We start from the raw sequence: 23,513 nt of genomic DNA, 5'->3' as shown, positions 1-23,513 counted from the left end.
GCTACGCGCGCAACGCTGTCGTCAGCCGGGGCGTGAACCTGCCCGCCTGCGCCACGTAGGACTCGTACTCCGGGAACGCCCCTCTGAGCACCCGCTCCTCCTGGTTGGCGCGATAGGCCTGCACCATCACGAAGAAGACGAACACCAGCGCCGTGTAGAGGTTCAGCACCGCCAGGACGGCCCCGGCGAAGCTGATGAACTCACCCACGTACAGCGGATGCCGCACCCATCGGTAGGGCCCGCTGCGTACGAGCTTGCGGGCATGGGGCACGACCCCGAAGCTGCGCCCAAGGTAGGCCAGTGAGTACACGGAGAAGGCGAGCCCCGACGTGATCAGCAGGATGGCGATCGCCATCATTCCCTCGCTGGTCACTGTCTGACCGCCGGCCAGGAGCAGGAAAGGGGTGAACGTGCCGACGTAGGCAGCCCATACCGCACGTCGCGAGCCGATCGACGCCTTGCTGGGCCGTCGGGTGAGCAACAGCGAGATCATCAAGACGTAGAAGCAGACCCTCAGCAGCTTGTGGACGACACTCAGGCTCGTTGACGCCTCGGACAAGTCCGAGGGCCAGCGGTCCCACAGGTCACCGATGCAGATCATCAGCAGCAGGACCAGGACCGGGACCAGGAAGAGGCGTTCGGTGTCCAGACGGCGGGTCCGCGCCTGAAGTTGACTCATGGAAACCCCCACATGGGAACTGCTCCGACGGTGTGCGCATCGCGACCAGCGATGCCGGCGGGAGCAAAGCTCGCTCAGCTTCGACCCCGTAGATCACGGTGTCGCGAGCGTTCCCGCCCGAGCAGGCCGACGACGAAGGCATCCCCAATTCTGATGACGGCACGTCTCGGCGCAGCGGGGCTCAGCGCACCTGCGCGCTGTCGTGCCCCACCCTCAACCCCGAGGTGTCCACGGCCACGAACGCCGACGCCGGGATCCGCTTGAGGTCGGCGACCAGCCGGTCCGGCCAGTGCCGGTTCCGCTCGCCCTGGAAGTACCACGGCGAACCGTTGTCGGCGAGGACGAGTCCGTAGGTCTTCATCGCGCGGATCACGGCCCGCGCCCCGGCCGAGAAGCCGCGGGCGGAGAAGCCCGGCTTCAACCGGAAGCGCGCGCCCATGGGCGGGTAGGCCCGGCGGTCCGTCGAGCCGGCGTCGTGCCGGGCCGGCCAGAGGTGGTGCCGGCTGGTGACATCGGTGGTGAACCGGATCGCGTGGTCCACGTCGCGCGCCTTCACCTCGTTCCAGCGCAGCAGCCCCGGGAGGATCGGCAGGCCGGCGGCGTCCGCGGAGGTCCAGCCGTCGGGCCGCAGGTCGTTGCTGGCCAGGGACCACACCGCGCCCGACCCGGCCCGCCACCGCCCGTCCCGAACCCGGGTGTCCCAGGTCTCGTAGAGCCGGCAGCTCCCCCGGTCCACGACCACGGCGTGCTTGTCCCCCGCCGAGCTCCTGCCACCCTCGATCCGCGTGTCGCGGCCCAGCGGGTAGCGGCCCCGGTCGCTCTCCGCGGCGTACCGGAACCGCACGTGCGCCCGGCGGTGCGCGTGCCCGACGACCGTCACCGGGATGCCGTAGCCCGGCCCGTCGCCGTACGACGGGCCGAAGTCGGGGTGCAACTCGCGCTCGGTCGACATGTGCGAGAGCCACTGACGGCTGCGCGCGTGCACCGGCAACCGGCTGACGTCGGCGTGCCAGTAGTTGTCGGCGGGGAACACACGGCAGGAGGTGCCCGCGAGCGGTCGGACGACGGGATCCGTCGTGGCGGCCGAGGCGGTCAGCGAGGCCGAGACCAGCAGGGTCGCGGCGAGGACTCCGAGCAGTCGCACGGGCTCACCCTAGCGGTCGCGTAGGCGCCCGATCAGCGGTCGAAGACCAACCGGTGCGCACCCCAGCCGAGCGCCCCGGCGCCGAGCAGCGCCACGCTGAGCCCGGCCAGCGGATCGCTGCCGAACCACAGGAAGCCGGCGGTCGCTCCCACGGCTCCCGCTGACGTGATGCCCAAGGCCCTCAGTCGTGCGTGCATCCCCTCGTCCCCCCGGTCGAGACCATCAGATCAGGCACGGCGCGATGGCTCACGCCGTCCCTGCCCCCGAACGATCCTCCGTCCGGGACCCGACGTCCTCCCCAGCGTTGGGGAGGTCAGCGCTTGCGCTTCTCCCGCGGCCGCTGGTTCAGCACGATGGGCGTGCCCACGAAGCCGAACTCCTCGCGCAGGCGACGCTCGATGAAGCGTTCGTACGACGCGTCGAGCTTGCCGCTGGTGAAGAGCACGAACGTCGGCGGTGCGACCGAGGTCTGGGTGCCGAACATGATCTTGGGCTGCTTGCCACCCCGGACCGGGTGCGGGTGCTCGGCGACGAGCCGCCCCAGGAAGGCGTTGAGCGACCCGGTGGAGATGCGCGTCTCCCAGCCTTCCAAGGCCTTGTCCAGCGCGGGGACCAGCCGGTCGACGTGCCAGCCGGTGCGGGCGGTGATGTTGATCCGGGGCGCCCACTGCACCTGGACGAGCTCGCGCTCGATCTCGCGCTCGAGGTAGTAGCGGCGCTCCTCGTCGACGAGGTCCCACTTGTTGAACGCGATCACCAGCGCACGTCCGGCCTCGCGGATGGTCTGGATGATCCGCAGGTCCTGCTCGGAGATGGTCTGGCCTCCGTCGATGACCAGGACGGCCACCTCGGCGCGATCGATCGCGGTGGAGGTCCGCAGCGAGGCGTAGTACTCGTGGCCGGAGGCCTCCTTGACCCGCTTGCGGATACCGGCGGTGTCGATGAAGCGCCAGGTCCGGCCCCCGAGCTCGATCAGCTCGTCGACCGGGTCGACCGTGGTGCCGGCGACGTTGTCGACGACCACGCGATCCTCCCGCGCGAGCTTGTTCAGCAGGGAGGACTTGCCGACGTTCGGCTTGCCCACGATCGCGATCCGGCGCGGCCCACCCACCTCGGCGTCCCGCTCGGGCGGCGGCTCGGGCAGCGCGGCCAGCACGGCGTCGAGCATGTCGCCCGAGCCGCGGCCGTGCAGGCCGGAGACCGGGTACGGCTCGCCCAGGCCGAGGTTCCACAGGCCCCAGGCCTCGGCCTCGGTGCGCTGGTCGTCGACCTTGTTCGCCGCGAGAACCACCGGCTTCTTCGAGGCCCGCAGGATCTTGACGACGGCCTCGTCGGCGTCGGTGATGCCGACCGTGGCGTCGACCACGAACAGCACCGCGTCGGCCAGGCCGACCGCGATCTCCGCCTGCGCCTTGATCCGCTCCGCCAGACCGCGGGCGTCGGGGTCCCAGCCGCCGGTGTCGACGACAGTGAAGGCGCGGCCGTTCCAGTTGGCGTCGTAGGACACCCGGTCACGGGTGACGCCCGGGACGTCCTCGACGACCGCCTCGCGGCGGCCGATGATCCGGTTGACCAGCGTCGACTTGCCCACGTTGGGGCGGCCGACGACGGCGAGCACGGGGACCGGGCCCAGCGCTTCGGGCTGTGTCCCCGAGTCGGAGGACGCCTCAGCGGCGGTGGACAGGTCGGGACCGTCGGTCATGGTGCTCCTTGCTCAGCGACCCCGGTGGCGGGGTCGGGTTCGACTTCTGCGGCGGGCAGCGGACCCGGCAGCTCACGGCCGGTCGACGCGCGCGCACGGTCCAGGTGGACCAGCATGTGCTCCCGTAGCAACACCGAGGTGCGCTCGACTTGTTCCTTCGTGCGCGGCCAGGCGACCGCCTCGAGGTGGTACGGCGACCCGAAGACGATGTCGACCACTCCCCCGCGGGCCGGCAGCGAGTCGGTGTGCCCGCCGGCCTCGCGGGTGCCGAGCATCGTGACCGGCACGACAGGGGCCCCCGAGGCGAGCGCGAAGTACGCCGCGCCGCGGTGGAAGCGCGCGAGGTCACCGCCGCCGCGGCGGCCCTCCGGGAAGATCCCGACGGCGCGCCCGTCGCGCAGCACCCGCAGGCAGGTCCGCACCGCCGCCGGGTCGGCGTGGAAGCGGTCCAGCGGGATCTGGCCCGAGGCGTGCAGGAAGCGTCCGAGCCGGCCTCGGAACATCTCGACCTTGGTCAGGGCGTGCACCGGCCTGGGCGCGAAGATCGCGAGCAGCGGCCCGTCGGCCACGCCGATGTGGTTGCTGGCGAAGATCACCGGCCCCGTGGCCGGCACCTCCTCGACGCGGTGCAGGCGCACTGCGAAGCGGCGGCGGATCACCGCGCGCGCCAGCGGGCGCAGCGGCGAGTACAGGAACAGGCGGACCGGGTGGCGCGACCGGTCGCTGCGCGGCGGGTCGAGGTGGGAGGTCCGGGACGACGCGGGCGTCACGCGGGCGCCTCCACCGCCTCCACGAGCGCGACCACGAGACCGATCACCTCGTCGAGCGTGTACGGCGTGGTGTCGATGTGCACCGCCCCGTCGGCCATCACCAGCGGGGCCGTGGCCCGGCCCGAGTCGATCCTGTCCCGGGCCAGCAGGGACTCCTGGGTGGCGGTCACGTCGGAGCCGCCCTCCTCCGCCGCGCGGCGGGCGGCCCGGGCGGCGGGGTCGGCGGTGAGGTAGACCTTGACCGGGGCGTCCGGGGCGACCACGGAGCCGATGTCGCGGCCCTCCACGACGATGCCGCCCGGCGCGGCAGCGATCACGGCGCGCTGCAGCTGGAGCAGCCGCGCGCGGACCTCGGGCACGGCGCTGACCGGTGAGACCGCACCGGTCACATCCTCGCCCCGGATGGCGGTCGCGACGTCAGTGCCGTCGACGGTGATGGTGGGCGCGAGCGGGTCGGTGCCGGACACGATCTCCGGCTCGGCCACCCGGGCCGCCACGGCCGCCGGGTCGTGGACGTCCACGCCCGCGTGCAGCATCCACCAGGTCATCGCCCGGAACATCGCCCCCGTGTCGAGGTAGCTCAGGCCCAGCCGGCTGGCGACCCCGCGGGAGGTGCTCGACTTGCCCGACCCCGACGGTCCGTCGATGGCGACGACCGGGCCCGCGGTGGGGTGCCCGGGAGTGGGGGCGCTGCTGGACACGGAGAGCCTGCCTTCGGGTCGACGACTGCGGAAAGTGCAGCCCGCAGCCTACCGGTGGGTCACCCATCCGCGGGATTCCAGAGAGGCCAGCAGGTGCTCCGCGCTCGCCTCCTCGACCAGCAGCTCCACGAGACCGACCGGACGCCCGGGGTCGTGGTCGATGTGGATGTCCTCGATGTTGACCTCGCTCGCGCCGGCGTCGGCGAACAGCCGCGCGAGCTCGCCGGGGTGGTCGGGCACGGACACGAACACCGAGCGCATCGGCCTTGTCGGACCGCCGTGCTTGCCCGGGATGGCCCGGGTTCCCTCGACCCCGCGGTCCAGCAGGGCCGCGAGATCCTGCCGCGAGCGCCGCGTGACCGCGTCGATGAGCAGCTCCAGCTGTCCGCGCACCTCGCCCAGCAGGCCGAGCACCGCCTCGGCGTTGCCGGTCACGATCTGCTGCCACAGGGCCGGGTCGCCGGCCGCGATGCGGGTCACGTCCCGGACGCCCTGCCCGGAGAGGGCGAGGTGGTCGGCCGGAGCGTCGGCGAGCCGGCCGGCGACGAGGACCGCGAGCAGGTGGGGCACGTGCGAGGTCCTGGCCACGGCCAGGTCGTGCTCGTCGGGCGCCATCGTCAGCGCGGTGGCACCGCAGCGCTCCGCCAGGGCGACCACCGTGGCGGTGGCCGCGGGGTCGGCACCGGCGTGCGGGGTGACGGCCCACGGGCGCCCGTCGAAGAGGGAGGCCGACGCCGCCAACGGGCCCGAGCGCTCCGAGCCGGCCATCGGGTGCGACCCGACGTACCGCTCGAGCCCGGTCGCTCCCCTCTCCTGCAGGCGGGCCAGCGGCTCGCCCTTCACGCTGCCCACGTCTGTCACCACGGCGTCGGGGTGCTCGGCGAGGGCCCGGGCGATCTGCTCCCCGAGCAGGTCGGGCGGCACGCAGACCACGACCAGGGCCGGCTCGGCGCCCTCCGGCTCGACCACGCCTGCGCCGAGCCCCGACGCCGTGCGGACATGCTCGCCGTTGACGTCGCCCAGCCAGACCTCGATCCCGTGCCTGCGCAGCGCCAGTCCGATGGAGGTGCCGAGGAGCCCGGCGCCCACGACGAGCACCGGCCCGCTCAGTTGGGCTCCCGGCTCACTCATCGTCGGGCACCGCGCGCACGCGGGTCAGGTCCCGGCGCAGCGCCGCGGCGCCGTGCAGGTAGACGTGCGTGATGTCGGCGCGCGGCAGGTCGGTGTCCACGTGCGCCATCATCCGGACCACCCGGGGCATCGAGCCCTCGATCTCGAGCTCGCGGGCGCACAGCAGCGGCACGTCACCGAAACCCAGGCGGCGAGCGGCGTACGCCGGGAACTCGGCGACCAGGTCGGAGGTGGCGGTGAAGATGACCGAGATGAAGTCGTCGACCTCGAGACCGTTGGAGTCCATCACGTCGGTCACCATCTCGGCGACCCGCTCGAGCATGTGGTCGCGCGAGTCCTCCTCGAGCTGGGTCGCGCCCCGCACCGCTCGCACTGCCACGTCTCCTCCAACCCTCGGATCCACTGCCGGCCCAAGGCTAACGAGACTGCTCGTGCCTCCCCCGGCCGCCCACCCCGTGGGCCAGTGAGACGTCGAGTCGGCGCAAGCTCGTCACAAAAGCAGGTCGAGTCGGCGCAAGCTCGTCACAAAAGCAGGTCGAGTCGGCGCAAGCTCGGCGGAAAAGCAGGTCGAGTCGGCGCAAGCTCGTCGTCTCTCTGCGCCGACTCGAGCAGCGTTTGCGCCGACTCGAGCCGATCTGGGGCGGCGTTTGCGCCGACTCGACCGCGCCGTCGGTCAGAGCTGGGCGCTGTCGAGCAGCACGCCCAGCTCGTCGAGGGTCAGCTCGCGCAGCTCTCCCGAGCCGAGACCCTGCAGCTGCACCGGCCCGATGGCCGTGCGGGTGAGCCGGCGTACGGGATGCCCGAGCTGGTCCAGCAGCCGGCGCACGATGCGGTTGCGCCCCTCGTGGATCACCAGCTCGACGATCGAGCGCGCGCCGTCACCGCGTCCGGACACGCTGATGATGCGCGCCTCGGAGACCGTGACCGGCCCGTCCTCGAGCGTGACGCCCTCGCGCAGCGTCCTGACGGTCGTCTTCGTGACCTCCCCGGCCACCTCGGCGACGTAGGTCTTGTCGACCTCGTACGACGGGTGCGCCATCCGGTGCGCGAAGTCGCCGTCGTTCGTGAGCAGGATCAGCCCCGAGGTGTCGGTGTCGAGCCGGCCGACGTGGAACAGCCGCTCCGGCCGCTCCGCGACGAGGTCCGAGAGCGTGCGGCGCCCCTCGGGGTCCGACATCGTCGAGACGACACCACGCGGCTTGTTCAGCACCAGGTAGACGTGCGGCGAGACCGGCGGCAGCCGCTTGCCGGACACCCTGATCACGGCAGTTGTCGGGTCCACCTTGGTGCCGAGCCGGGTGACGATCTCGCCGTCCACCTCGACCTGGCCGTCGAGCATCAGCTCCTCGCACTTGCGTCGCGAGGCCACCCCCGACTGCGCCAGCAGCTTCTGCAGCCGGATCAGCCCGTCGTCGTCGGTCTGCAACGTCACGAGGGCTCCGTCCCGCCGTCGGGCTCGGCGCCGGGCCCGGGTTCGGGCGTCGGGTGCGGGATCGGCTCGTCGACCGGTCCACCGCCGGCGAGCGCCTCGAGGTCGTCCTCGAGGTCGTCCATGTCAGGGAGGTACGGCGCCAGCTCGGGCAGCTCGTCGAGCGAGCCGATGCCGATCCGCTCGAGGAAGTAGCCGGTGGTGCGGTACAGGTTGGCGCCGGTCTCCCCGTCCTGGCCGGCCTCCTCGACCAGGCCGCGGGTCAGCAGAGTGCGCATCACGCCGTCGACGTTGACCCCTCGGATCGCGGAGACCCGGGCGCGGGACACCGGCTGCTTGTAGGCCACGACCGCCAGGGTCTCCAGGGCCGCCTGGGTCAGCCGCGCCTGCTGCCCCTCGAGGACGAACGCCTCGACGACGGCGGCGTACTCCTCCCGGGTGTAGAACCGCCAGCCGCCCGCGACGTTGCGCAGCTCGAAGCCGCGCCCCTGCTCGGTGTACTCCTCCGCCAGCCCCTCGAGGGCGACCACCACCTCGGCGACGGGGTAGCCGACCGCGCTCGCCAGCGCGACGGCGTCGAGCGGCTGGTCGGCGACCATCAGCACCGCTTCCAGCGCCGGCCGGAGCGCCGCCAACGGCACCTCGAGCGTCTCCTCCGCGGCGGCCTCCGCAGGGGCCGCGTCGGGGGTCTCCTGCTGGGCCGGTTCGGTGACCTGGCCGGTCTCACTCACGTCGTCTCCTCCTGGGCGGGGGCGGCGTCCTCGCCCGGGCCGGCCTGGGCCGGCTCGGGGGGCACACCCTCGAACTCGTCGATCTCGAACTCGTCGTCCTCGCTGCCGGTCCACCGCACGGTCAGCTCCCCGAGCGGCGTCACCTGGTCGAACGCGACCGCCCCCTCGCGGAACAGCTCGAGCAGCGAGAGGAAGCGCGCGACGGTGGTCAGGGTGTCCGGGGAGTCCCCGCAGAGGGACCGGAAGGTCATCGTGCCGGACCGGCGCAGCCGCTCCACCACCAGCGCTGCCTGCTCGCGGACGCTGACCTGGGGCGCGTGGATGTGGTGCAGCGACACCTCGAGGACCGGCTTCGGCTCCATCGCCTTCGCTGCGAGCGCAGCGAACTGCTCGAGCCCGATGCCGATCAGCACCTCGGGCAGCAGCGTCGCGAACCGCTCCTCGAGACCCACCGCCCTGGCGTGACGCCGCGACTCGACCGACAGCCGGCCGTCGAGGACCGCCGCCACCTGCTTGAAGGCCTTGTACTGGAGCAGCCGGGCGAAGAGCAGGTCCCTGGCCTCCAGCAGCGCGAGGTCCTCCTCGTCCTCGACGTCGCCCTGCGGCAGCAGCCGTGCGGCCTTCAGGTCGAGCAGCGTCGAGGCGACGAGCAGGAACGACGTCGTCTGCTCGAGGTCCCAGGTCGGTCCGGCAGCGCGCACGTGCGCGATGAACTCGTCGGTGACCTGGGACAGCGCCACCTCGGTGATGTCGAGCTTGTGCTTGCTGATCAGGCTCAGCAGCAGGTCGAACGGGCCCTCGAAGTTGTCGAGCCGGACCTCGAACCCCGGGGTGGTCTCGGAGGCCGGGGCCTCGGCCACGTCCGGCGCGGGCTGCGTCATGGGCGGGTCATTCCTGGGTCAGCCGCCGCACCAGCACGCTGTCGTCCCCGTTGGCCTCGAAGTCGGCCAGCACCAGCGCGACCGCCTCCCGGACCAGCCGGCCACGGTCGACGGCCAGCCCGTGCGAGCGGCGCAGCGAGAGCCGGGCGTGCTCGAGGTCGAGCAGCTCGTCGGAGGTGACGTAGACCGTCATCTTCTCGTCGTGGCGGACCCGCCCGCTGGGCTTGCGCGGCGCCCGGCCCCGGGTCCGCGGCCCGGCCGCGTGCTCCGCCGTGTGCTCCGCGGAGCGATCCGCCGGCTCGGGCTCGTCCGGGACGGCCCGCACCGCCGACTCAGCCGCCTGGCCCGGAGCCGGTGCCGGAGCGGACGACGACGCCGCCGACGGCTCGGGGGTCTTGACCGTCGGGCGGAAGAGGTCGTCAGCAGCCGGCAGGCTCACCCGTCGAGGCAACGGGCCAGCACCTCCCTCGCCAGCTGGCGGTAGGAGTCCGCTCCGGTGGAGCTGGAGGCGTACGTCGTGATCGGCTCACCGGCCACGGTGGAGTCGGAGAACTTGATCGTGCGCCGGATGACGGTGTGGAAGACCTTGTCGCCCCACGCCTGGACCAGCCGCTCCATGACCTCACGGCTGTGCAGCGTGCGGCCGTCGTACATCGTGCCGAGGACGCCGTCGATCTCCAGGCGAGGGTTCAGCCTCTCCTGCACCTTGTCGATGGTGGTCTTGAGCAGCGCCACGCCGCGCAGCGCGAAGTACTCGCACTCCAGGGGCACGATGACGCCGTCGGAGGCGGTCAGCGCGTTCACCGTCAGCAGGCCCAGCGAGGGCTGGCAGTCGATGAGGATGACGTCGTAGTGCTCGATCGCCGGGGCGAGCACCCGCTGCAGCGTCTGCTCGCGGGCGACCTCGTGCACCAGCTGCACCTCGGCGGCCGACAGGTCGATGTTGGACGGCAACAGGTCCATGCCCGGGACCCCCGAGGGCACGATGACCTCGTCGACGGAGACGTCGCGCTCCATCAGCAGGTTGTAGACCGTGAGGTCCATCTCGTGGGGGTTCAGCCCCAGGCCGACCGAAAGCGAGCCCTGCGGGTCGAAGTCGACCAGCAGCACCTTGCGGCCGTACTCCGCGAGCGACGCACCGAGGTTGATCGTCGTCGTGGTCTTGCCGACGCCACCCTTCTGGTTGCACATCGAGATGACCCGGGCGTGGCCGTGCTGGGAGACCGGCCGCGGCTCGGGGAACTCAGGCATCGGCCGGCCGGTCGGGCCCATCACGGGCTCGGCGGTCAGGACCTGTGCGGGCTGCACCGGTCGCTCGAACGGGAGGGGGTCGGACACGCGGTGCTCATCTCCGGAGGTGGGGGAAGGGGTGGCGGGCGGGACAGGCGGACGGACCAGAGGGGGCATCTCGGACGCGCTGCTGCCGAAGGACCCTGAGAACCTCACGCCATCGCTCATCTGCCGCTCCTCGACTGCCCGACCGGGCGCGTGGGCCCGGACACGGTGGTGGTTGGTCCCCTACATCCTGCTTTGTCGACACGGCGACATGTGGGCGACTCGCGGGCGACTCTAGGCCCGGGTTCGGAACACCAACAAGGCGGTACCCCCACCCACCCGGATCCGGACGAAATCTGTTGATGACGTGTGCACTCGGCCCGCGCTGGTTGCACAGGCAGCAGGCCGGCTGTGCACTGTCCTGTGGACAGCCGACGCCCGCTCCGGGCGGCGGGTCAGTCGCGCGCGGTGCTCTTCGGGGCGCCGTAGACCAGCGGCACGAACTCGGGGTGCTTCTGGATCCAGCCCTTGATGAAGGGGCACAGCGGCAGCACCTTGCGGGTGCCGGCCTCGCGGACGTCCTCGAGGGCGAACCGAGCGATCGCCGAGCCGACGCCGCGACCCTCGAAGCGGTCCTCGACCTCGGTGTGGGTGAACACGACGAGCTCGTCGGTCAACTGGTACTCCGCGAAGCCGGCGAGCTCGTCGTCGCACCAGCCCTCGTAGCGGTGCGCCTCGGCGTTGTGGACGGTCTTCACGTCGGACATGGCGCCACCCTACGGGTCGGGCCGGCGCTCGTGGTCACAGCCCGCACCTGCAGGCCGTGGTCAGCAGCTCGCCGGCCCACCGACGGCCCCCAGCGACCAGACCAAGGAAGAGCCGTCGCGGTCAGATTCAGCATGACCGACGATTTCTTCGACATGAATGTTGAACATCTGGGGTAGAACTTCTACATGACGTTGAATTCACTTCGGACTCGGCGGGCGCCGCTCCGTCTCGTCGCCCCCGTGCCCGACCCGGTCCAGGCTGAGGTCGCAGAGTTCTACGACCGCACCATCACCGCCGCCTGGCGGCTCGCGATCGGGCTGTACGCCGGCGACACCCGTCGCGCCGGCGACGCCGTGGTCGAGGCATACCGGAACGTGTGGGCGGCCGGCGTCCGTGACCCGGCCTCCCTCCTCCACGCCCTGGTCCTGGACGCCCGCATCGGCCGCGACCCCGTTCCGGCCTAGATCAGCCGCCCAGGCGACGCATCGCCGTCGTCCGCAGCACCAGCTCGCCGGACTCGTCGGAGGCGTCGAGGTCCACGTCGGCCTCGATCACCCAGTCGTGGTGGCCCTCGGGGTCGTGGATCGTCTGGGTGACCCTCCTGGTGCGACCGGACTTTTCGACCACCAGAAGGGACGGGCCGCGTGCGTCGCCGTCGAGCAGCACCCGGTCGTGCTCGTCGTAGTACTCCTCGATTGCCTCGTCCCAGGCCGATCTGGTCATCACGACCTCCGTAGGCGGGTCGGTGCGGTCTGCGGCCGCGCGCTCGAGCGTGATCAGCCCGTCGAGGTCGTCGCGCGCGACAAGCTCGACTCGCCGGAACATCGCGTTGCGGATCATCACCGCGAAGGCCCGCGACTGCTGGGAGATCGGCCGCGGCGGCGGAGGTGGCTCGTGGTGGGCCACGTCGGCCCGCACGTGGCCGGGGTCAATCAGCGCCTCCCACTCGTCGAGCAGCGAGGAGTCGGTCTGCCGCACCGTCTCCCCCAGCCACTCGACCAGGTCGTCGAGCTCCGGGGTCCGGTGCTGCTCCGGCACGGTCTGCCGCAGCGTGCGGTAGGCGTCGGTGAGGTAGCGCAGCACCAGCCCCTCGGAGCGGTTCAGCTCGTAGCGGCGTACGAAGTCGGTGAAGCTCATCCCCTGCTCGAACATCTCGCGCACGACCGACTTCGGCGACAGCGCGTCCTCCGGCAGCCACGGGTGGGTGCCTCGATAGATCTCGTACGTCGCCCCGAGCATCTCGGCCAGCGGCTGGGGCCAGGTGATGCTCTCCAGCAGCTGCATCCGCTCCTCGTACTCGATGCCGTCGGCCTTCATCTCCGCGACGGCCTCCCCGCGGGCGGAGTGCTGCTGGGCCATCAGGATCTGACGGGGTGCCTCGAGGACCGCCTCGACCACCGACACGATGTCGAGGGTGTAGGTGTCCGCCTCCGGGTCGAGCACGTCCAGCGCCGCGAGCGCGAAGTGCGCCAGCGGCTGGTTGAGCGCGAAGTCCACCGGGAGGTCGACGGTGAGGACGTAGCGACGCCCGTGCGCGTCGGGCTCGTCGAGGCGGGTCAGCACCCCGGAGCGCACCAGGCTGCGCGCGAGGCGTACGGCGCGCCGCGCCAACCGCAGCTGGCGGCGCCGGTCCTCGTGGTTGTCGGTCAGCAGCCGGCGCAGCACGGGGAAGGCGTCCTCCTCGCGGGCCACGACGTTGATGACCATCGCGTTGTCGACCTTCATCCGCGACACCAGCGGCTCGGGCACCCCCGAGACCAGCTTGTCGAAGGTCTGCTCGGTCCACACGACCGTGCCCTCGGGGGGCTTGCGCAGCTGCGCCTTGCTCTTCCGCTTCGCGCGCTTCTCGGGGCTCATGGCGGCGTTCTTCGCCTCGGCCTTGGCCTTGGCGCGCTCGTTCTCGATGACGTGCTCGGGCGCCTGGACGACCACGTAGCCGGCGGTGTCGAAGCCGGCCCGGCCGGCGCGGCCGGCGATCTGCAGGAACTCCCGGGCCCGCAGGATGCGCTGCCGGCTGCCGTCGAACTTGGCGAGACCGGTGAACAGCACGGTGCGGATCGGCACGTTGATGCCGACGCCGAGCGTGTCGGTGCCGCAGATGACCGTGAGCAGCCCGGCCTGCGCCAGCTGCTCCACGAGTCGCCGGTAGCGCGGCAGCATCCCCGCGTGGTGCACGCCGATGCCCTGGCGCAGGAGGCGCGACAGCGTCTTGCCGAAGCCGGCGCCGAACCGGAAGCCCGCGAGCCGCTCAGCGATCGCGTCCCGCTGCTCGGTCGGGGCCTTGGGGACCCCGGCACTGGGCGAGAGCAGCGACGTCGCGTGCTCCACGGCCGCCGCCTGGGTGAAGTGCACGACGTAGACGGGGGCCTGCTTGGTGGCGACCAGCTCCTCGAGCGTCTCCGCCAGCGGGGTCAGCGCCCACGAGAACGAGAGGGGCACGGGTCGCTCGGCGTCGGCCACCACCGAGGTGTCCCTGCCGTTGCGCCGAGTCAGGTCCTCCGCGAGGGTTGTCACGTCGCCGAGCGTGGCCGACATCAGCAGGAACTGTGCCTGCGGCAGCTCCAGCAGCGGCACCTGCCAGGCCCAGCCGCGGTCGGGCTCGGCGTAGAAGTGGAACTCGTCCATGACGACCAGGCCCACGTCGGCGCGCGCCCCCTCGCGCAGGGCGATGTTGGCGAGCACCTCGGCGGTGCAGCAGATGACCGGCGCGTCGGCGTTGACCGACGCGTCGCCGGTGAGCATGCCGACGTTCTCCGGGCCGAGGTCCTCGCACAGGGCGAAGAACTTCTCGCTGACCAGCGCCTTGATCGGCGCGGTGTAGAAGGACACCCGGTCGCTGGCCAGCGCGGCCGCGTGCGCGGCCAGGGCGACCAGCGACTTGCCGGAGCCCGTCGGGGTCGCGAGCACCACGTTGTTGCCGGCCAGCAGCTCGAAGACCGCCTCGTCCTGGTGGGGGTAGAGCTCGAGCCCGCGGTCGGCGACGAAGCCGACGACGGCGTCGTACACCTCGTCGGGGCTGGCCCCGACCTTCGGCACCCAGCCCATCAGTCCCTCGCCCGCGGGTGCGCGGTGGCGAAGACCTCGCGGAGGTTCTCCACGGTCACCAGCGTGTAGACCTGCGTGGTGGTCACCGACGCGTGCCCGAGCAGCTCCTGCACCACGCGCACGTCGGCGCCGCCGTCGAGCAGGTGGGTCGCGAAGGAGTGGCGCAAGGTGTGCGGCGAGACGTCCCGGGTGACCCCGGCGCGGTCCGCCGCCTTCACCAGCACGGCCCACGCGGACTGCCGCGACAGCCGGCCCCCGCGCGCGTTGAGGAACAGGGCTCCCCCGGCGGTCGACGCGGCGACCAGCTCGGGACGGCCGCGGACCAGGTAGGCCTCGACCGCCTCCCGGGCGTAGGAGCCGACCGGCACCAGCCGCTGCTTGCCGCCCTTGCCGCGCAGCAGCACCGTGCCCTCGACCGGGTCGAGGTCGTCGACGTCGAGGCCGACCGCCTCGGAGATGCGGGCACCGGTGCCGTAGAGCACCTCCAGCAGCGCCCGGTCGCGCAGCGCCAGCGTGGTGCCGGCCGCGCCGGAGGCCTCCAGGATCGCCTCGACGTCGGAGAGCGGCAGCGCCTTGGGCAGCCGCTTCGCGGGTGTGGGCGGCTTGACCGAGCCGGCCGGGTCCACCTCGGCCAGCCCGTCGCGGACGGCGAACCGGTGGAAGCCGCGCACCGCGACCACGGTCCGGGCGGCGGAGGTCGAGCTCAGCGGCGGGTGGTCGGGGTCTCCCTCGCGCAGCCGCACGAGGAAGTCGCTCACCGTCGTCTCGGTCACCGCCGCGAGGTCGTCGATCCCGCGCTCGGCGAGATAGCGCTGGTAGCGCCGCAGGTCGCGGCGGTACGACGTCAGCGTGTTGGCCGCCAGCCCCCGCTCGACCGAGAGGTGGTCGAGGTAGGTGCGGACGGCCCGGACCACGCTGCCGGTGGCAGGTGGAGCGGGCGCGTCCGCACCGTTGCTCGACGGGGCACTCGTCAAGGCCAGGTCAGCCCAGCACGCTGTCCAGCGACACCGCGTCGATGCCGACGGCCTCGCCGACCGGGGCGTTGGTCAGCTGCCCGGCGTGGGTGTTCAGGCCCAGCGCCAGCGACCGGTCGTCGCGGCAGGCCTGGGTCCAGCCCTTGTTGGCCAGCGCCACGGCGTAGGGCAGCGTCGCGTTGGTCAGCGCGTACGTCGAGGTGTTCGGCACCGCGCCGGGCATGTTCGCCACGCAGTAGAACGTCGAGTTGTGCACCTGGTACGTCGGGTCCGCGTGCGTGGTCGCGTGCGTGTCCTCGAAGCAGCCACCCTGGTCGACCGCGATGTCGACCAGCACCGAGCCCGGCTTCATCGCCGCGACCAGGTCGTTGGTGACCAGCTTGGGCGCCTTCGCACCCGGGATCAGCACCGCACCGATCACCATGTCGGCCTCGGTCACCTGCTGCTCGATCGCCAGCTTGGAGGAAGCCAGCCCGTGCACCCGGTTGTTGTAGCGCCAGAACGACATCCGCAGCTTGTCCAGGTCGGTGTCCAGCAGCGTCACGTCCGCGCCCATGCCCAGCGCGATGTTCGCGGCGTTCTGCCCCGACACACCTGCACCGATGATCACGACCTTGGCGTTGGCGACGCCGCCGACCCCGCCCATCAGCACGCCCCGGCCACCCTGGGCCTTGAGCAGCGAGTAGGCACCGACCTGGGGCGCCAGGCAGCCCGCGACCTCCGACATCGGGTACAGCAGCGGCAGCCCGCCCGAAGGCAGCTGCACCGTCTCGTAGGCGATGCCGGTGACCTTGCGGTTGATCAGCTCCTCGGTCAGCGGCTTGTCCGCGGCCAGGTGCAGGTAGGTGAAGAGGGTCTGGCCCTCCCGCATCCGGTGGTACTCCTCGGCGACGGGCTCCTTGACCTTGAGCACCATGTCGGCCTCGCCCCACGCGGCATCGGCGTCGGGCACGATCTTCGCGCCCGCGGCGACGTACTCCTCGTCGTGGATGGAGGAGCCCTCCCCGGCGCCCTGCTGGATGTACACCTCGTGACCGTGAGCCGTCAGCTCGTGCACGCCGATCGGCGTGATGGCCACGCGGTACTCGTGGTTCTTGACTTCCTTCGGGACGCCGACCTTCACCTGTTCACACTCCCTTGCGTGATGCCCGCCACACCCTTGTGGCGACGGCGCGAGACTACCCCCCGGCCATCCCCGATCCTGCCAGACCCCGGGCCCGGGCCATCAACACGGCGACCACCACCGGGGCATCCCCGATCCGCCCGTCCACGACAGCGGCGGCGAGGTCCTCGAACGGCACCCAGAAGGTCTCCATGTCGGCCTCCTCGTGCTCGAGCTCGAAGTCCCCGCGGTCGGCGGCGCTCAGGTCGCGCGCGAGGTAGAAGTGCATGACCTCGTTCGAGATCCCCGGCGAGGAGTACGCCGACGTCAGGTGGGTCCACTCCCCCGCCTCGAGCGACGCCTCCTCGAGCAGCTCGCGCCGGGCGACCTCGAGCGGGTCCTCCCCGTCGACGTCGCACAATCCCGCCGGGAGCTCGACGAAGCGTCGCTGCGCGGCGTGCCGGTACTGCCTCAGGCACAGCACCCGTTCCCGGTCGTCGACCGCCAGGATGATCACCGCGCCGGGGTGCTCGAGGACCAGCCGTCGGAACGGCTCCTCCTCGAGGTGACCGGGACGGTTGATGCGGTCGGAGCGCAGGGCCATCACCCAGTCGTCGCGGTGCAGGTCGGTGCTCTCGGCGACGGGCCAGGCCTCCGGCTCGTCGGTCAGTGACGGGGTCGGCATGATCGTGACGCTACCGTGCAGACCATCGGGCGCGACCGCCCGGAACCATCACGGAGGAGACGGCATGTCCATGGCCCTCGGCCACACCACGTCCGGTGTCCGCAGCCTGACCAGGGAGGAGGCCGAGGCGCGGGCCAGGCTGCTCGAGGTCGACCGCTACGACATCGAGGTGGACCTGCGCGGGCTCCTCGAGGGAGACGTCCTCGCGTCGACCTCGACCATCACGTTCCGCTGCCCCGAGCCCGGCGCCACCACCTTCGTGGACTGCGTCGCGGAGGTGCAGCAGGCGACCCTGAACGGCCGGGAGCTCGACCTGTCCACGGTGTCCGGCGGGCGCATCCCGCTCACCGACCTGGCCGCGGACAACGTGCTGGTCGTCTCCTCAGCCCAGACCGACACCGGGCGCGGCGCGGGCATCCTGCGCACCGTCGACCCGTCCGACGGCCTCGTCTACGTGTGGACGTCCTTCGAGGCCGACGACGCCCGCCGGGCCTGGGCCTGCTTCGACCAGCCCGACCTCAAGGCTCCCCACCGGTTCACCGTGCTGGCTCCCGACACCTGGACAGTGACCAGCAACGGCGCCCCCGAGTCCGTGACGGACCACGCCGACGGCGGCCGGCTCTGGACGTTCCCCGACACCCCGCCGCTCTCGACGTACGTCGTCGTGGTCAATGCCGGCCCCTTCCACGAGATCCGCGAGGAGCGCGGCGGCCACAGCCTGGGCCTCTACTGCCGCCAGTCGCTGAAGCAGTTCCTCGAGCGCGACGCCGAGGAGCTCCTCGACCTCACCGCGGCCGGCCTGGCCTTCTTCGGCGAGCGTTTCGGCCAGCCGTTCCCGCAGGAGCGCTACGACCAGGTGTTCGTGCCCAACATGGGCGGCGCCATGGAGAACTGGGGCTGCGTGACCTGGACCGACTCGGTCCTGCACCGCAGCGCCCCGACCTACGGCCAGCGGGCCCTGGTCGCCTCGGTGCTCCTGCACGAGATGGCGCACATGTGGTTCGGCGACCTGGTGACGATGCGCTGGTGGGACGACCTGTGGCTCAACGAGGCCTTCGCCTCCTGGGCCGCCACGTGGGCGGCCGTCAACGCGACGCCGTACACCGACGGCTGGGCGACCTTCCTGGCCGGGGAGAAGCTCGTGGGCTACCGGACGGACATGAGCCCGGCGACGCACCCCATCCGCGGCGACGTCCCCGACGTCGCGCAGGCGATGGCCAACTTCGACGCGATCACCTACGTCAAGGGCGAGAGCGTCCTCAAGCAGCTGGTCGCCTACGTCGGCGAGGACGCGTTCGTCGACGGCCTGCGCGCCTACTTCCGCGACCACGCCTGGGGCAACACCCGGCTCGCCGACCTGATGGCCGCGGTGGGTGACGCCGCGGGCAGGGACCTGGGCGACTGGACCGAGGCGTGGTTCGACCGCGCGGGCACCGACACGCTCGTCCTCAGCGGCACCCAGGTGGTGGCCAACGGCCCCGATGGCGAGGAGCCGCGGCCGCACCACCTCGAGATCGGCGTCTACCGCCGCGGCCGGAAGGGAGCCGGCCTCGAGAAGGTCGGCACGACGCACGTCGAGACCTCCGGCTCACGCACCCCCGTGGCGGACCTGCCCGAGGGCGCCGACCTGTACCTCCTCAACGACCAGGACCTGACCTTCGCAGCGGTGCGCACCGACGAGCGGTCGCTCCGCACGCTGCTGGACTCCGCCGGGCAGCTGCCCGACCCGCTCGCGCGCGCACTCGCCGTCTCGACGGCCTGGGACATGCTCCTCAAGGGAGAGCTGTCCACCGACGAGCTGCTGACCTGCGTGCTCGGCGTGCTGAGCACCGAGCGCAGCCCCGGCGTCGTCGAGCCGTTCCTCGCCCTGGCCCTGCGCGCGGCCGAGCAGTGGACCCCAGCGGTCTCGGTGCCGACCCAGCTGGCCCGCGTCGCCGACTCCGCGGCGGCGCTCGCCGAGCACACCGAGCTGCGCGCGGCCGCGCTGCGCACCCTCGCGGCCGCCGCCACCCGTGAGGACCACGTCGCCGTGCTGGAGGAGGCCGCCGCCGACGACCTCGACCTCGCGTGGAGGATCCAGGTACGCCGGGCGGCGCTGGGCGAGCACGACGCGGACGCGGTCGCGGCGCTGCTCGAGCGCGACCCCGACCCGGACGCCCGGGTGCGCGCGCTGGGCGTCACCGCGGCCCGACCGGAGGAGGAGGCCAAGGCGGAGGTGTGGGCCGAGGTCTGGGAGAAGCGCTCGATCCCCGCCGGCGCACCCCTGTCCGGGCTTGCGCAGTGCTTCTGGCGACCCGTGCAGCACGACCTGCTCGTGCCCTGGGCGCACCGCTACCTCGACGAGCTGACCGCGCTCGACGGCGGCGGGATGCTCGCCCTCGGGTCGCTCATGCGCGCAATGATGCCGACGACGGCCGACCAGGCCTTCATCGACCGCGCCCGGGCGATCGCGGACGAGCCCGGCCAGAACCCCACGGTCCGATCCACCCTGCTCGTCGGGAGCGACACGCTCGGCCGGGTGCTGCGCGCCCGCGGCTGAGAGTCGAGTCGGCGCAAGCTCGTCAGAAAGACGGGTCGAGTCGGCGCAAGCTCGTCAGGAAAACAGGTCGAGTCGGCGCAAGCTCGGCGAGCTTGCGCCGACTCGACGTGCTGCCTCAGTCCTCGTCGTCCTTGCGACGCAGCCCACTCTCGTCGAGGGGGAACCGCAGCTCCCTCTGTCGCTCGATCGCAGCCCCGACCAGGCCCGCGAACAGCGGGTGCGGCCGGGTCGGGCGCGAGCGGAGCTCGGGGTGGGCCTGGGTGGACACGTAGTACGGGTGCACCTCGCGGGGCAGCTCGACGAACTCGACCAGGCCCAGCTCGGGGTTGGTCCCGGAGAAGACCAGTCCGGCTGACTCCAGCTGGTCGCGGTACTGGTTGTTGACCTCGTACCGGTGCCGGTGGCGCTCCTCGATGTTCGTCTCGCCGTACGCCGCGCGCACCACTGATCCTTCGGCGAGCACGGCCGGGTACAGCCCGAGCCGCATGGTGCCGCCCAGGTCGCCGGCCCCCTCGACGAAGCTCTTCTGCTCCTCCATGGTCGCGATGACCGGCTCGGGGCAGTCGGGGTCGAACTCGGTGGACGCAGCCTTCTCCAGACCGGCCATGTTGCGGGCGTACTCGATGACCATGCACTGCAGGCCGAGGCACAGGCCCAGCGTGGGGATCCTGTGGGTCCGCGCGTAGGTGAGCGCCCCCAGCTTGCCCTCGATGCCGCGGATGCCGAACCCGCCCGGCACGCAGACGGCGTCGACGTCAGAGAGCTGCCGGGCCGCGCCCGCGGGCGTCTCGCACTCGTCGGACGGGATCCAGCGCAGGTTCACCTTCGCCTCGTGGGCGAAGCCGCCGGCACGCAGCGCCTCGCTGACCGAGAGGTAGGCGTCGGGCAGGTCGATGTACTTGCCGACCAGCGCAACGGTGACCTCCTCCTGGGGGTGGTGCACCCGGCGCAGCAGGTCGTCCCAGGTGGTCCAGTCGACATCGCGGAACGGCAGGTCCAGGCGTCGTACGACGTAGGCGTCGAGGCCTTCGCGGTGCAGCACCTTCGGGATGTCGTAGATCGACGGGGCGTCCGCGGCGGTGACCACCGCTTCCTCGTCGACGTCGCACATCAGCGAGATCTTCCGCTTGATGCTCTCGGGCAGCTCGCGGTCCGCGCGGCAGACCACCGCGTCGGGCTGGATGCCGATGGACCGCAGGGCGGCCACGGAGTGCTGCGTGGGCTTGGTCTTGAGCTCGCCCGAGGGACCGATGAACGGCACCAGCGAGACGTGGATGAAGAAGCAGTTGTCCCGGCCGATGTCGTGGCGGACCTGGCGGGCGGCCTCGAGGAAGGGCAGCGACTCGATGTCGCCGACGGTCCCGCCGATCTCGGTGATGACCACGTCAACCCCGTCACCGCCCATGGCGCGGATCCGGTCCTTGATCTCGTTGGTGATGTGCGGGATCACCTGCACGGTGTCACCGAGGTAGTCGCCGCGGCGCTCCTTGGCGATCACCGAGGAGTAGACCTGCCCGGTGGTGACGTTCGCGATCTGGCCCAGGTCGGTGTCGAGGAACCGCTCGTAGTGCCCGATGTCCAGGTCGGTCTCGGCACCGTCGTTGGTGACGAAGACCTCGCCGTGCTGGAACGGGTTCATCGTCCCGGGATCGACGTTGAGATAGGGATCGAGCTTCTGCATGGTCACGCGGAGGCCGCGTGCCTTGAGGAGGTTGCCCAGACTGGAGGCTGTCAGCCCCTTGCCCAGAGAGGAGGCGACGCCTCCGGTGACGAATACGTGCTTGGTGGGCGTCGGCTGCTTCACGGAGTTCCATCCTACCCGAGGGGAACCGCTCCGTCCGAACCCGACGCACCGAAGGAGCCACCCGGAATCTTCAGCGAACGGGCCAGTGCCAGCACGGTCGTGACCTGACCCACGGCGCTGTCGGCGCTGTCGACGGTCGTGACCTCATCGGCGACCGGCTCGCCCCGCAGGCCGCGCAGGTCGCCGTCGAGGCCCGACGCGGCATCACCGGCCACCACGACGCCGGTCGTCGTCGCGGCGAGACCGGAGAGCAGGCCGGACAGGATCGCGTCGTCCGCGCTGTCGTCGCCCAGCACCACCAGCAGCAGGGGCGCCCGGCTGGCGTTCTCGGGCGAGGTGACCAGGTCCGCGCCCGCCAGGCTCTGCCGGATCGACACGGCCTCGTCCGACGAGACGGCGTCGCCCGACACCGCGATCCCGAGGAGCTGGCCGATGCGGTCGTACGTCGAGGCGTCCGCCGGGACGGTCCCGTCGTCGAGCTGGGTCATCAGCTGGCTGCCCAGCGTGTCGACCAGCGACTTCTCCGAGGCGGCGACCAGCGCCGGCTCGGCGGCGTACGTGCCGGCGACCTTTCCGCCGGCAGCCTCGACCTGCGCCGCCAGCCCGCTCACCACGTCGCCGTCGGCGCCGGGCATGGTCAGCACCGACACGGTCTGCCCCTGCAGCCGGTCGCCGTACAGCGTCCCTGCGGCGGCGGTCGCGAAGTCGTCGCCGAAGCTCGCCACCCGCTGGGCGTCCTGGGCCCGGGCCCTGGTCTGCGCCGAGGCCGGGGTGTCGTCGCGGCCCAGCTCGCTGAGCGGTCCCCCGCCCAGGGCGACCCCGACCGCGAGGGCGAGGAACACGGCGACCAGCGAGACGACGTGGTGTCGGTAGGAGATCACGAGAGAGGTCCTTGGGCGTTGACGACGAGGGTGTTGAGGAGGTCGGAGAGCTGGGCCCCCAGGGAGTCGAACCACTCCCCGCCGACCGGTGTCACGGAGATGGCCACCGCCAGGGCGACCAGGCCCGCGAGCATCACGAGGTAGAGATGGCGGGGACGGACCCGGCCGCTGTAGAGCCGCGGCACCGCGTCGGCGTCGACGAGGCGAGGGCCGACCTTGAGCCGGGTGAGGTAGGTGCTGGCCAGGCCGGGACGCTGACGGTCGAGGAACTCGTCGAGCGTCGCGTGCAGCCCGACGCCGACGATGATCGACGGTCCTGCGCTGTCCGCGAGCACGACGGCCGCGTCCTCCGCGGTCGCTCCGGTCTCGAGACGGAGGGGACGTACGCCGAGGCGTTCCAGCTGCTCGGTCGCCGACCTGTCGCCACCCCGGTCGACCCGCACCACGACGTCTCGAGCTCCACGGAGCGTGCGCGCCGAGGGCCGATCCGCCTCGTCGGTCCGGGCGTCCAGCACCACGATGTCGGCTCGGTGACCCGCCTCGCGCAGGATCTCGGCGCCGCGCTCGACCCCGATCAGGACCGGCTGCTGCTCACGGACGTAGGAGCGGACCGCACGCAGCTGGGCGGCGTGGTCCGGGCCGGCGACGACCACGACCACGGGCCGTCCCTCGATCCGGGTCGACACCCGCGGCAGGCCGCGCCCGTGCAGGAGGAGGTCCTCCTCGCGGCGCAGGAACTCGGTCGTGTTGTGGGTGAACGTCTCGAGCTGGGTGGCCAGCCCGGTGCGCGCCTGCGCCATCTCCGCGCGGACGGCGTCGCCGCCGACCTCGCGGCCGGACGCGACCGGCTCGTCCTCGACGAGGACGGTGCCCTCGTGCAGCCGGACCCGGGACCCGTCCTTGACGGCACCGAGCCCGTCGAGGCCGATCCCGTCCACGAGCAGCACTCCCGCGTCCGCGAGCAGCTCGGGTCCGAGGTTGGCGTACCGCCCGGAGATCATGGGCGAGGCGTTGACCACGGCCACCACCCCGGTGTCGACCAGGGCCTGTGCGGTCGCGCGGTCCATGTCGAGATGGTCGAGGACGGCGATGTCGCCGGAGCGGAGTCGGGGCAACAGGCTGCGGGTGCGTCGCTCGACGCGGGCCGTGCCGACGATGCCGGGGGGAGCAGGGGCGGGGCGTTGTCGTGCGGGCAGCTTCATGACCGCCTCATCCTCCCAGCCCGGTGGGGGACGATCGGGGAACCCCTGCGGCCGGGCGCGTCGGCGCCGC

General features: G+C 72.0%; 22 protein-coding genes. 2 read left to right on the top strand and 20 right to left on the bottom strand.

Translation table 11 applies throughout. The features are described 5' to 3' along the window. Position 1: 1 nt before the first annotated feature. From ACZ43H_RS07090 to ACZ43H_RS07030, 13 genes are all read right to left on the bottom strand, one after another. Positions 2-679 (bottom strand): methyltransferase family protein, encoded by a 678-nt coding sequence (locus tag ACZ43H_RS07090; protein ID WP_464588889.1) that lies wholly within the window; start codon positions 677-679, stop codon positions 2-4. 181 nt (positions 680-860) lie between these two features. After that, positions 861-1,823, bottom strand: a complete 963-nt coding sequence (locus ACZ43H_RS07085; RefSeq protein WP_464588888.1) for a hypothetical protein — start codon at positions 1,821-1,823, stop codon at positions 861-863. Between the two features lie 313 nt (positions 1,824-2,136). Then, positions 2,137-3,525, bottom strand: coding sequence for a ribosome biogenesis GTPase Der (der, locus tag ACZ43H_RS07080; RefSeq protein ID WP_464588886.1), 1,389 nt, complete (start codon positions 3,523-3,525; stop codon positions 2,137-2,139). Beyond that, on the bottom strand, positions 3,522-4,295 hold the full coding sequence (locus ACZ43H_RS07075) for a lysophospholipid acyltransferase family protein (protein WP_464588884.1): 774 nt from the start codon (positions 4,293-4,295) through the stop codon (positions 3,522-3,524). The genes der and ACZ43H_RS07075 overlap by 4 nt, the downstream gene beginning before the upstream one ends. Then, entirely contained in the window at positions 4,292-4,996 is a 705-nt protein-coding gene (gene cmk / locus ACZ43H_RS07070) for a (d)CMP kinase (protein ID WP_464588882.1), read from the bottom strand. The genes ACZ43H_RS07075 and cmk overlap by 4 nt, the downstream gene beginning before the upstream one ends. A 48-nt stretch (positions 4,997-5,044) precedes the next feature. Then, positions 5,045-6,127 (bottom strand): prephenate dehydrogenase, encoded by a 1,083-nt coding sequence (locus ACZ43H_RS07065; protein ID WP_464588880.1) that lies wholly within the window; start codon positions 6,125-6,127, stop codon positions 5,045-5,047. Continuing rightward, entirely contained in the window at positions 6,120-6,506 is a 387-nt protein-coding gene (gene aroH / locus ACZ43H_RS07060; RefSeq protein WP_464588879.1) for a chorismate mutase, read from the bottom strand. Before aroH ends, ACZ43H_RS07065 begins: the two co-directional genes overlap by 8 nt. A 294-nt stretch (positions 6,507-6,800) precedes the next feature. Further along, the gene (locus ACZ43H_RS07055) at positions 6,801-7,559 is read right to left on the bottom strand and encodes a pseudouridine synthase (RefSeq protein ID WP_464588877.1); all 759 of its coding nucleotides are present in this window, start codon (positions 7,557-7,559) and stop codon (positions 6,801-6,803) included. Then, positions 7,556-8,287: an SMC-Scp complex subunit ScpB gene (gene scpB, locus ACZ43H_RS07050; RefSeq protein ID WP_464588875.1), complete on the bottom strand. Its 732-nt coding sequence runs from the start codon at positions 8,285-8,287 to the stop codon at positions 7,556-7,558. The genes ACZ43H_RS07055 and scpB overlap by 4 nt, the downstream gene beginning before the upstream one ends. Further along, positions 8,284-9,168 (bottom strand): segregation and condensation protein A, encoded by an 885-nt coding sequence (locus ACZ43H_RS07045; RefSeq protein WP_464588874.1) that lies wholly within the window; start codon positions 9,166-9,168, stop codon positions 8,284-8,286. Before ACZ43H_RS07045 ends, scpB begins: the two co-directional genes overlap by 4 nt. Positions 9,169-9,175: 7 nt before the next feature. After that, positions 9,176-9,619 (bottom strand): hypothetical protein, encoded by a 444-nt coding sequence (locus ACZ43H_RS07040; protein WP_464588872.1) that lies wholly within the window; start codon positions 9,617-9,619, stop codon positions 9,176-9,178. Then, positions 9,604-10,506 (bottom strand): ParA family protein, encoded by a 903-nt coding sequence (locus ACZ43H_RS07035; RefSeq protein WP_464588870.1) that lies wholly within the window; start codon positions 10,504-10,506, stop codon positions 9,604-9,606. The genes ACZ43H_RS07040 and ACZ43H_RS07035 overlap by 16 nt, the downstream gene beginning before the upstream one ends. 392 nt (positions 10,507-10,898) lie before the next feature. Then, positions 10,899-11,210 carry a GNAT family N-acetyltransferase gene (locus ACZ43H_RS07030; RefSeq protein ID WP_464588868.1) on the bottom strand — a complete coding sequence of 104 codons (312 nt, stop codon included), beginning with the start codon at positions 11,208-11,210 and terminating at the stop codon, positions 10,899-10,901. 240 nt (positions 11,211-11,450) lie between these two features. Between ACZ43H_RS07030 and ACZ43H_RS07025 the strand changes: the two genes are divergently transcribed. Next, the gene (locus ACZ43H_RS07025) at positions 11,451-11,675 is read left to right on the top strand and encodes a hypothetical protein (protein ID WP_464588867.1); all 225 of its coding nucleotides are present in this window, start codon (positions 11,451-11,453) and stop codon (positions 11,673-11,675) included. Position 11,676: 1 nt separating this feature from the next. Here ACZ43H_RS07025 and ACZ43H_RS07020 read toward each other — a convergent pair whose 3' ends face one another. The 4 genes from ACZ43H_RS07020 to ACZ43H_RS07005 form a co-directional block, all read right to left on the bottom strand. Then, positions 11,677-14,256 carry a DEAD/DEAH box helicase gene (locus tag ACZ43H_RS07020; protein WP_464588866.1) on the bottom strand — a complete coding sequence of 860 codons (2,580 nt, stop codon included), beginning with the start codon at positions 14,254-14,256 and terminating at the stop codon, positions 11,677-11,679. Then, positions 14,256-15,170, bottom strand: a complete 915-nt coding sequence (gene xerD, locus ACZ43H_RS07015) for a site-specific tyrosine recombinase XerD (protein ID WP_464590757.1) — start codon at positions 15,168-15,170, stop codon at positions 14,256-14,258. The genes ACZ43H_RS07020 and xerD overlap by 1 nt, the downstream gene beginning before the upstream one ends. Before the next feature lie 67 nt (positions 15,171-15,237). Further along, the gene (ald, locus tag ACZ43H_RS07010) at positions 15,238-16,353 is read right to left on the bottom strand and encodes an alanine dehydrogenase (RefSeq protein ID WP_464588864.1); all 1,116 of its coding nucleotides are present in this window, start codon (positions 16,351-16,353) and stop codon (positions 15,238-15,240) included. Between the two features lie 55 nt (positions 16,354-16,408). Then, a complete protein-coding gene (locus ACZ43H_RS07005; RefSeq protein WP_464588862.1) occupies positions 16,409-17,017 on the bottom strand; it encodes an NUDIX domain-containing protein in 609 nt (202 codons plus the stop codon). Positions 17,018-17,081: 64 nt separating this feature from the next. On the opposite strand from ACZ43H_RS07005, the gene pepN reads away from it, so the two are divergent. Beyond that, positions 17,082-19,556 carry an aminopeptidase N gene (gene pepN, locus ACZ43H_RS07000; RefSeq protein WP_464588861.1) on the top strand — a complete coding sequence of 825 codons (2,475 nt, stop codon included), beginning with the start codon at positions 17,082-17,084 and terminating at the stop codon, positions 19,554-19,556. A gap of 115 nt (positions 19,557-19,671) precedes the next feature. On the opposite strand, the gene ACZ43H_RS06995 is transcribed toward pepN, so the two are convergent. Genes ACZ43H_RS06995 through steA form a run of 3 tightly spaced genes read right to left on the bottom strand, consistent with a single transcriptional unit; the run spans position 19,672 to position 23,443 of the window. Beyond that, on the bottom strand, positions 19,672-21,360 hold the full coding sequence (locus ACZ43H_RS06995; RefSeq protein ID WP_464588859.1) for a CTP synthase: 1,689 nt from the start codon (positions 21,358-21,360) through the stop codon (positions 19,672-19,674). 11 nt (positions 21,361-21,371) lie between these two features. Continuing rightward, entirely contained in the window at positions 21,372-22,241 is an 870-nt protein-coding gene (locus ACZ43H_RS06990) for a copper transporter (RefSeq protein ID WP_464588857.1), read from the bottom strand. Further along, positions 22,238-23,443 carry a putative cytokinetic ring protein SteA gene (steA, locus tag ACZ43H_RS06985; protein ID WP_464588855.1) on the bottom strand — a complete coding sequence of 402 codons (1,206 nt, stop codon included), beginning with the start codon at positions 23,441-23,443 and terminating at the stop codon, positions 22,238-22,240. Before steA ends, ACZ43H_RS06990 begins: the two co-directional genes overlap by 4 nt. Between the last annotated feature and the right edge of the window lie 70 nt (positions 23,444-23,513).

It is taken from the genome of Nocardioides sp. DN36 (assembly GCF_055380375.1).
This window is presented reverse-complemented; position numbering and strand designations above follow the sequence as displayed.

Coding starts and splice junctions, on each gene's coding strand:
- ACZ43H_RS07090 (WP_464588889.1), bottom strand. CDS start 679: ATGAGTCAACTTCAGGCGCGGACCCGCCGTCTGGACACCGAACGCCTC.
- der (WP_464588886.1), bottom strand. CDS start 3,525: ATGACCGACGGTCCCGACCTGTCCACCGCCGCTGAGGCGTCCTCCGAC.
- ACZ43H_RS07065 (WP_464588880.1), bottom strand. CDS start 6,127: ATGAGTGAGCCGGGAGCCCAACTGAGCGGGCCGGTGCTCGTCGTGGGC.
- ACZ43H_RS07045 (WP_464588874.1), bottom strand. CDS start 9,168: ATGACGCAGCCCGCGCCGGACGTGGCCGAGGCCCCGGCCTCCGAGACC.
- ACZ43H_RS07030 (WP_464588868.1), bottom strand. CDS start 11,210: ATGTCCGACGTGAAGACCGTCCACAACGCCGAGGCGCACCGCTACGAG.
- ACZ43H_RS07020 (WP_464588866.1), bottom strand. CDS start 14,256: ATGGGCTGGGTGCCGAAGGTCGGGGCCAGCCCCGACGAGGTGTACGAC.
- ACZ43H_RS07005 (WP_464588862.1), bottom strand. CDS start 17,017: ATGCCGACCCCGTCACTGACCGACGAGCCGGAGGCCTGGCCCGTCGCC.
- pepN (WP_464588861.1), top strand. CDS start 17,082: ATGTCCATGGCCCTCGGCCACACCACGTCCGGTGTCCGCAGCCTGACC.
- steA (WP_464588855.1), bottom strand. CDS start 23,443: ATGAAGCTGCCCGCACGACAACGCCCCGCCCCTGCTCCCCCCGGCATC.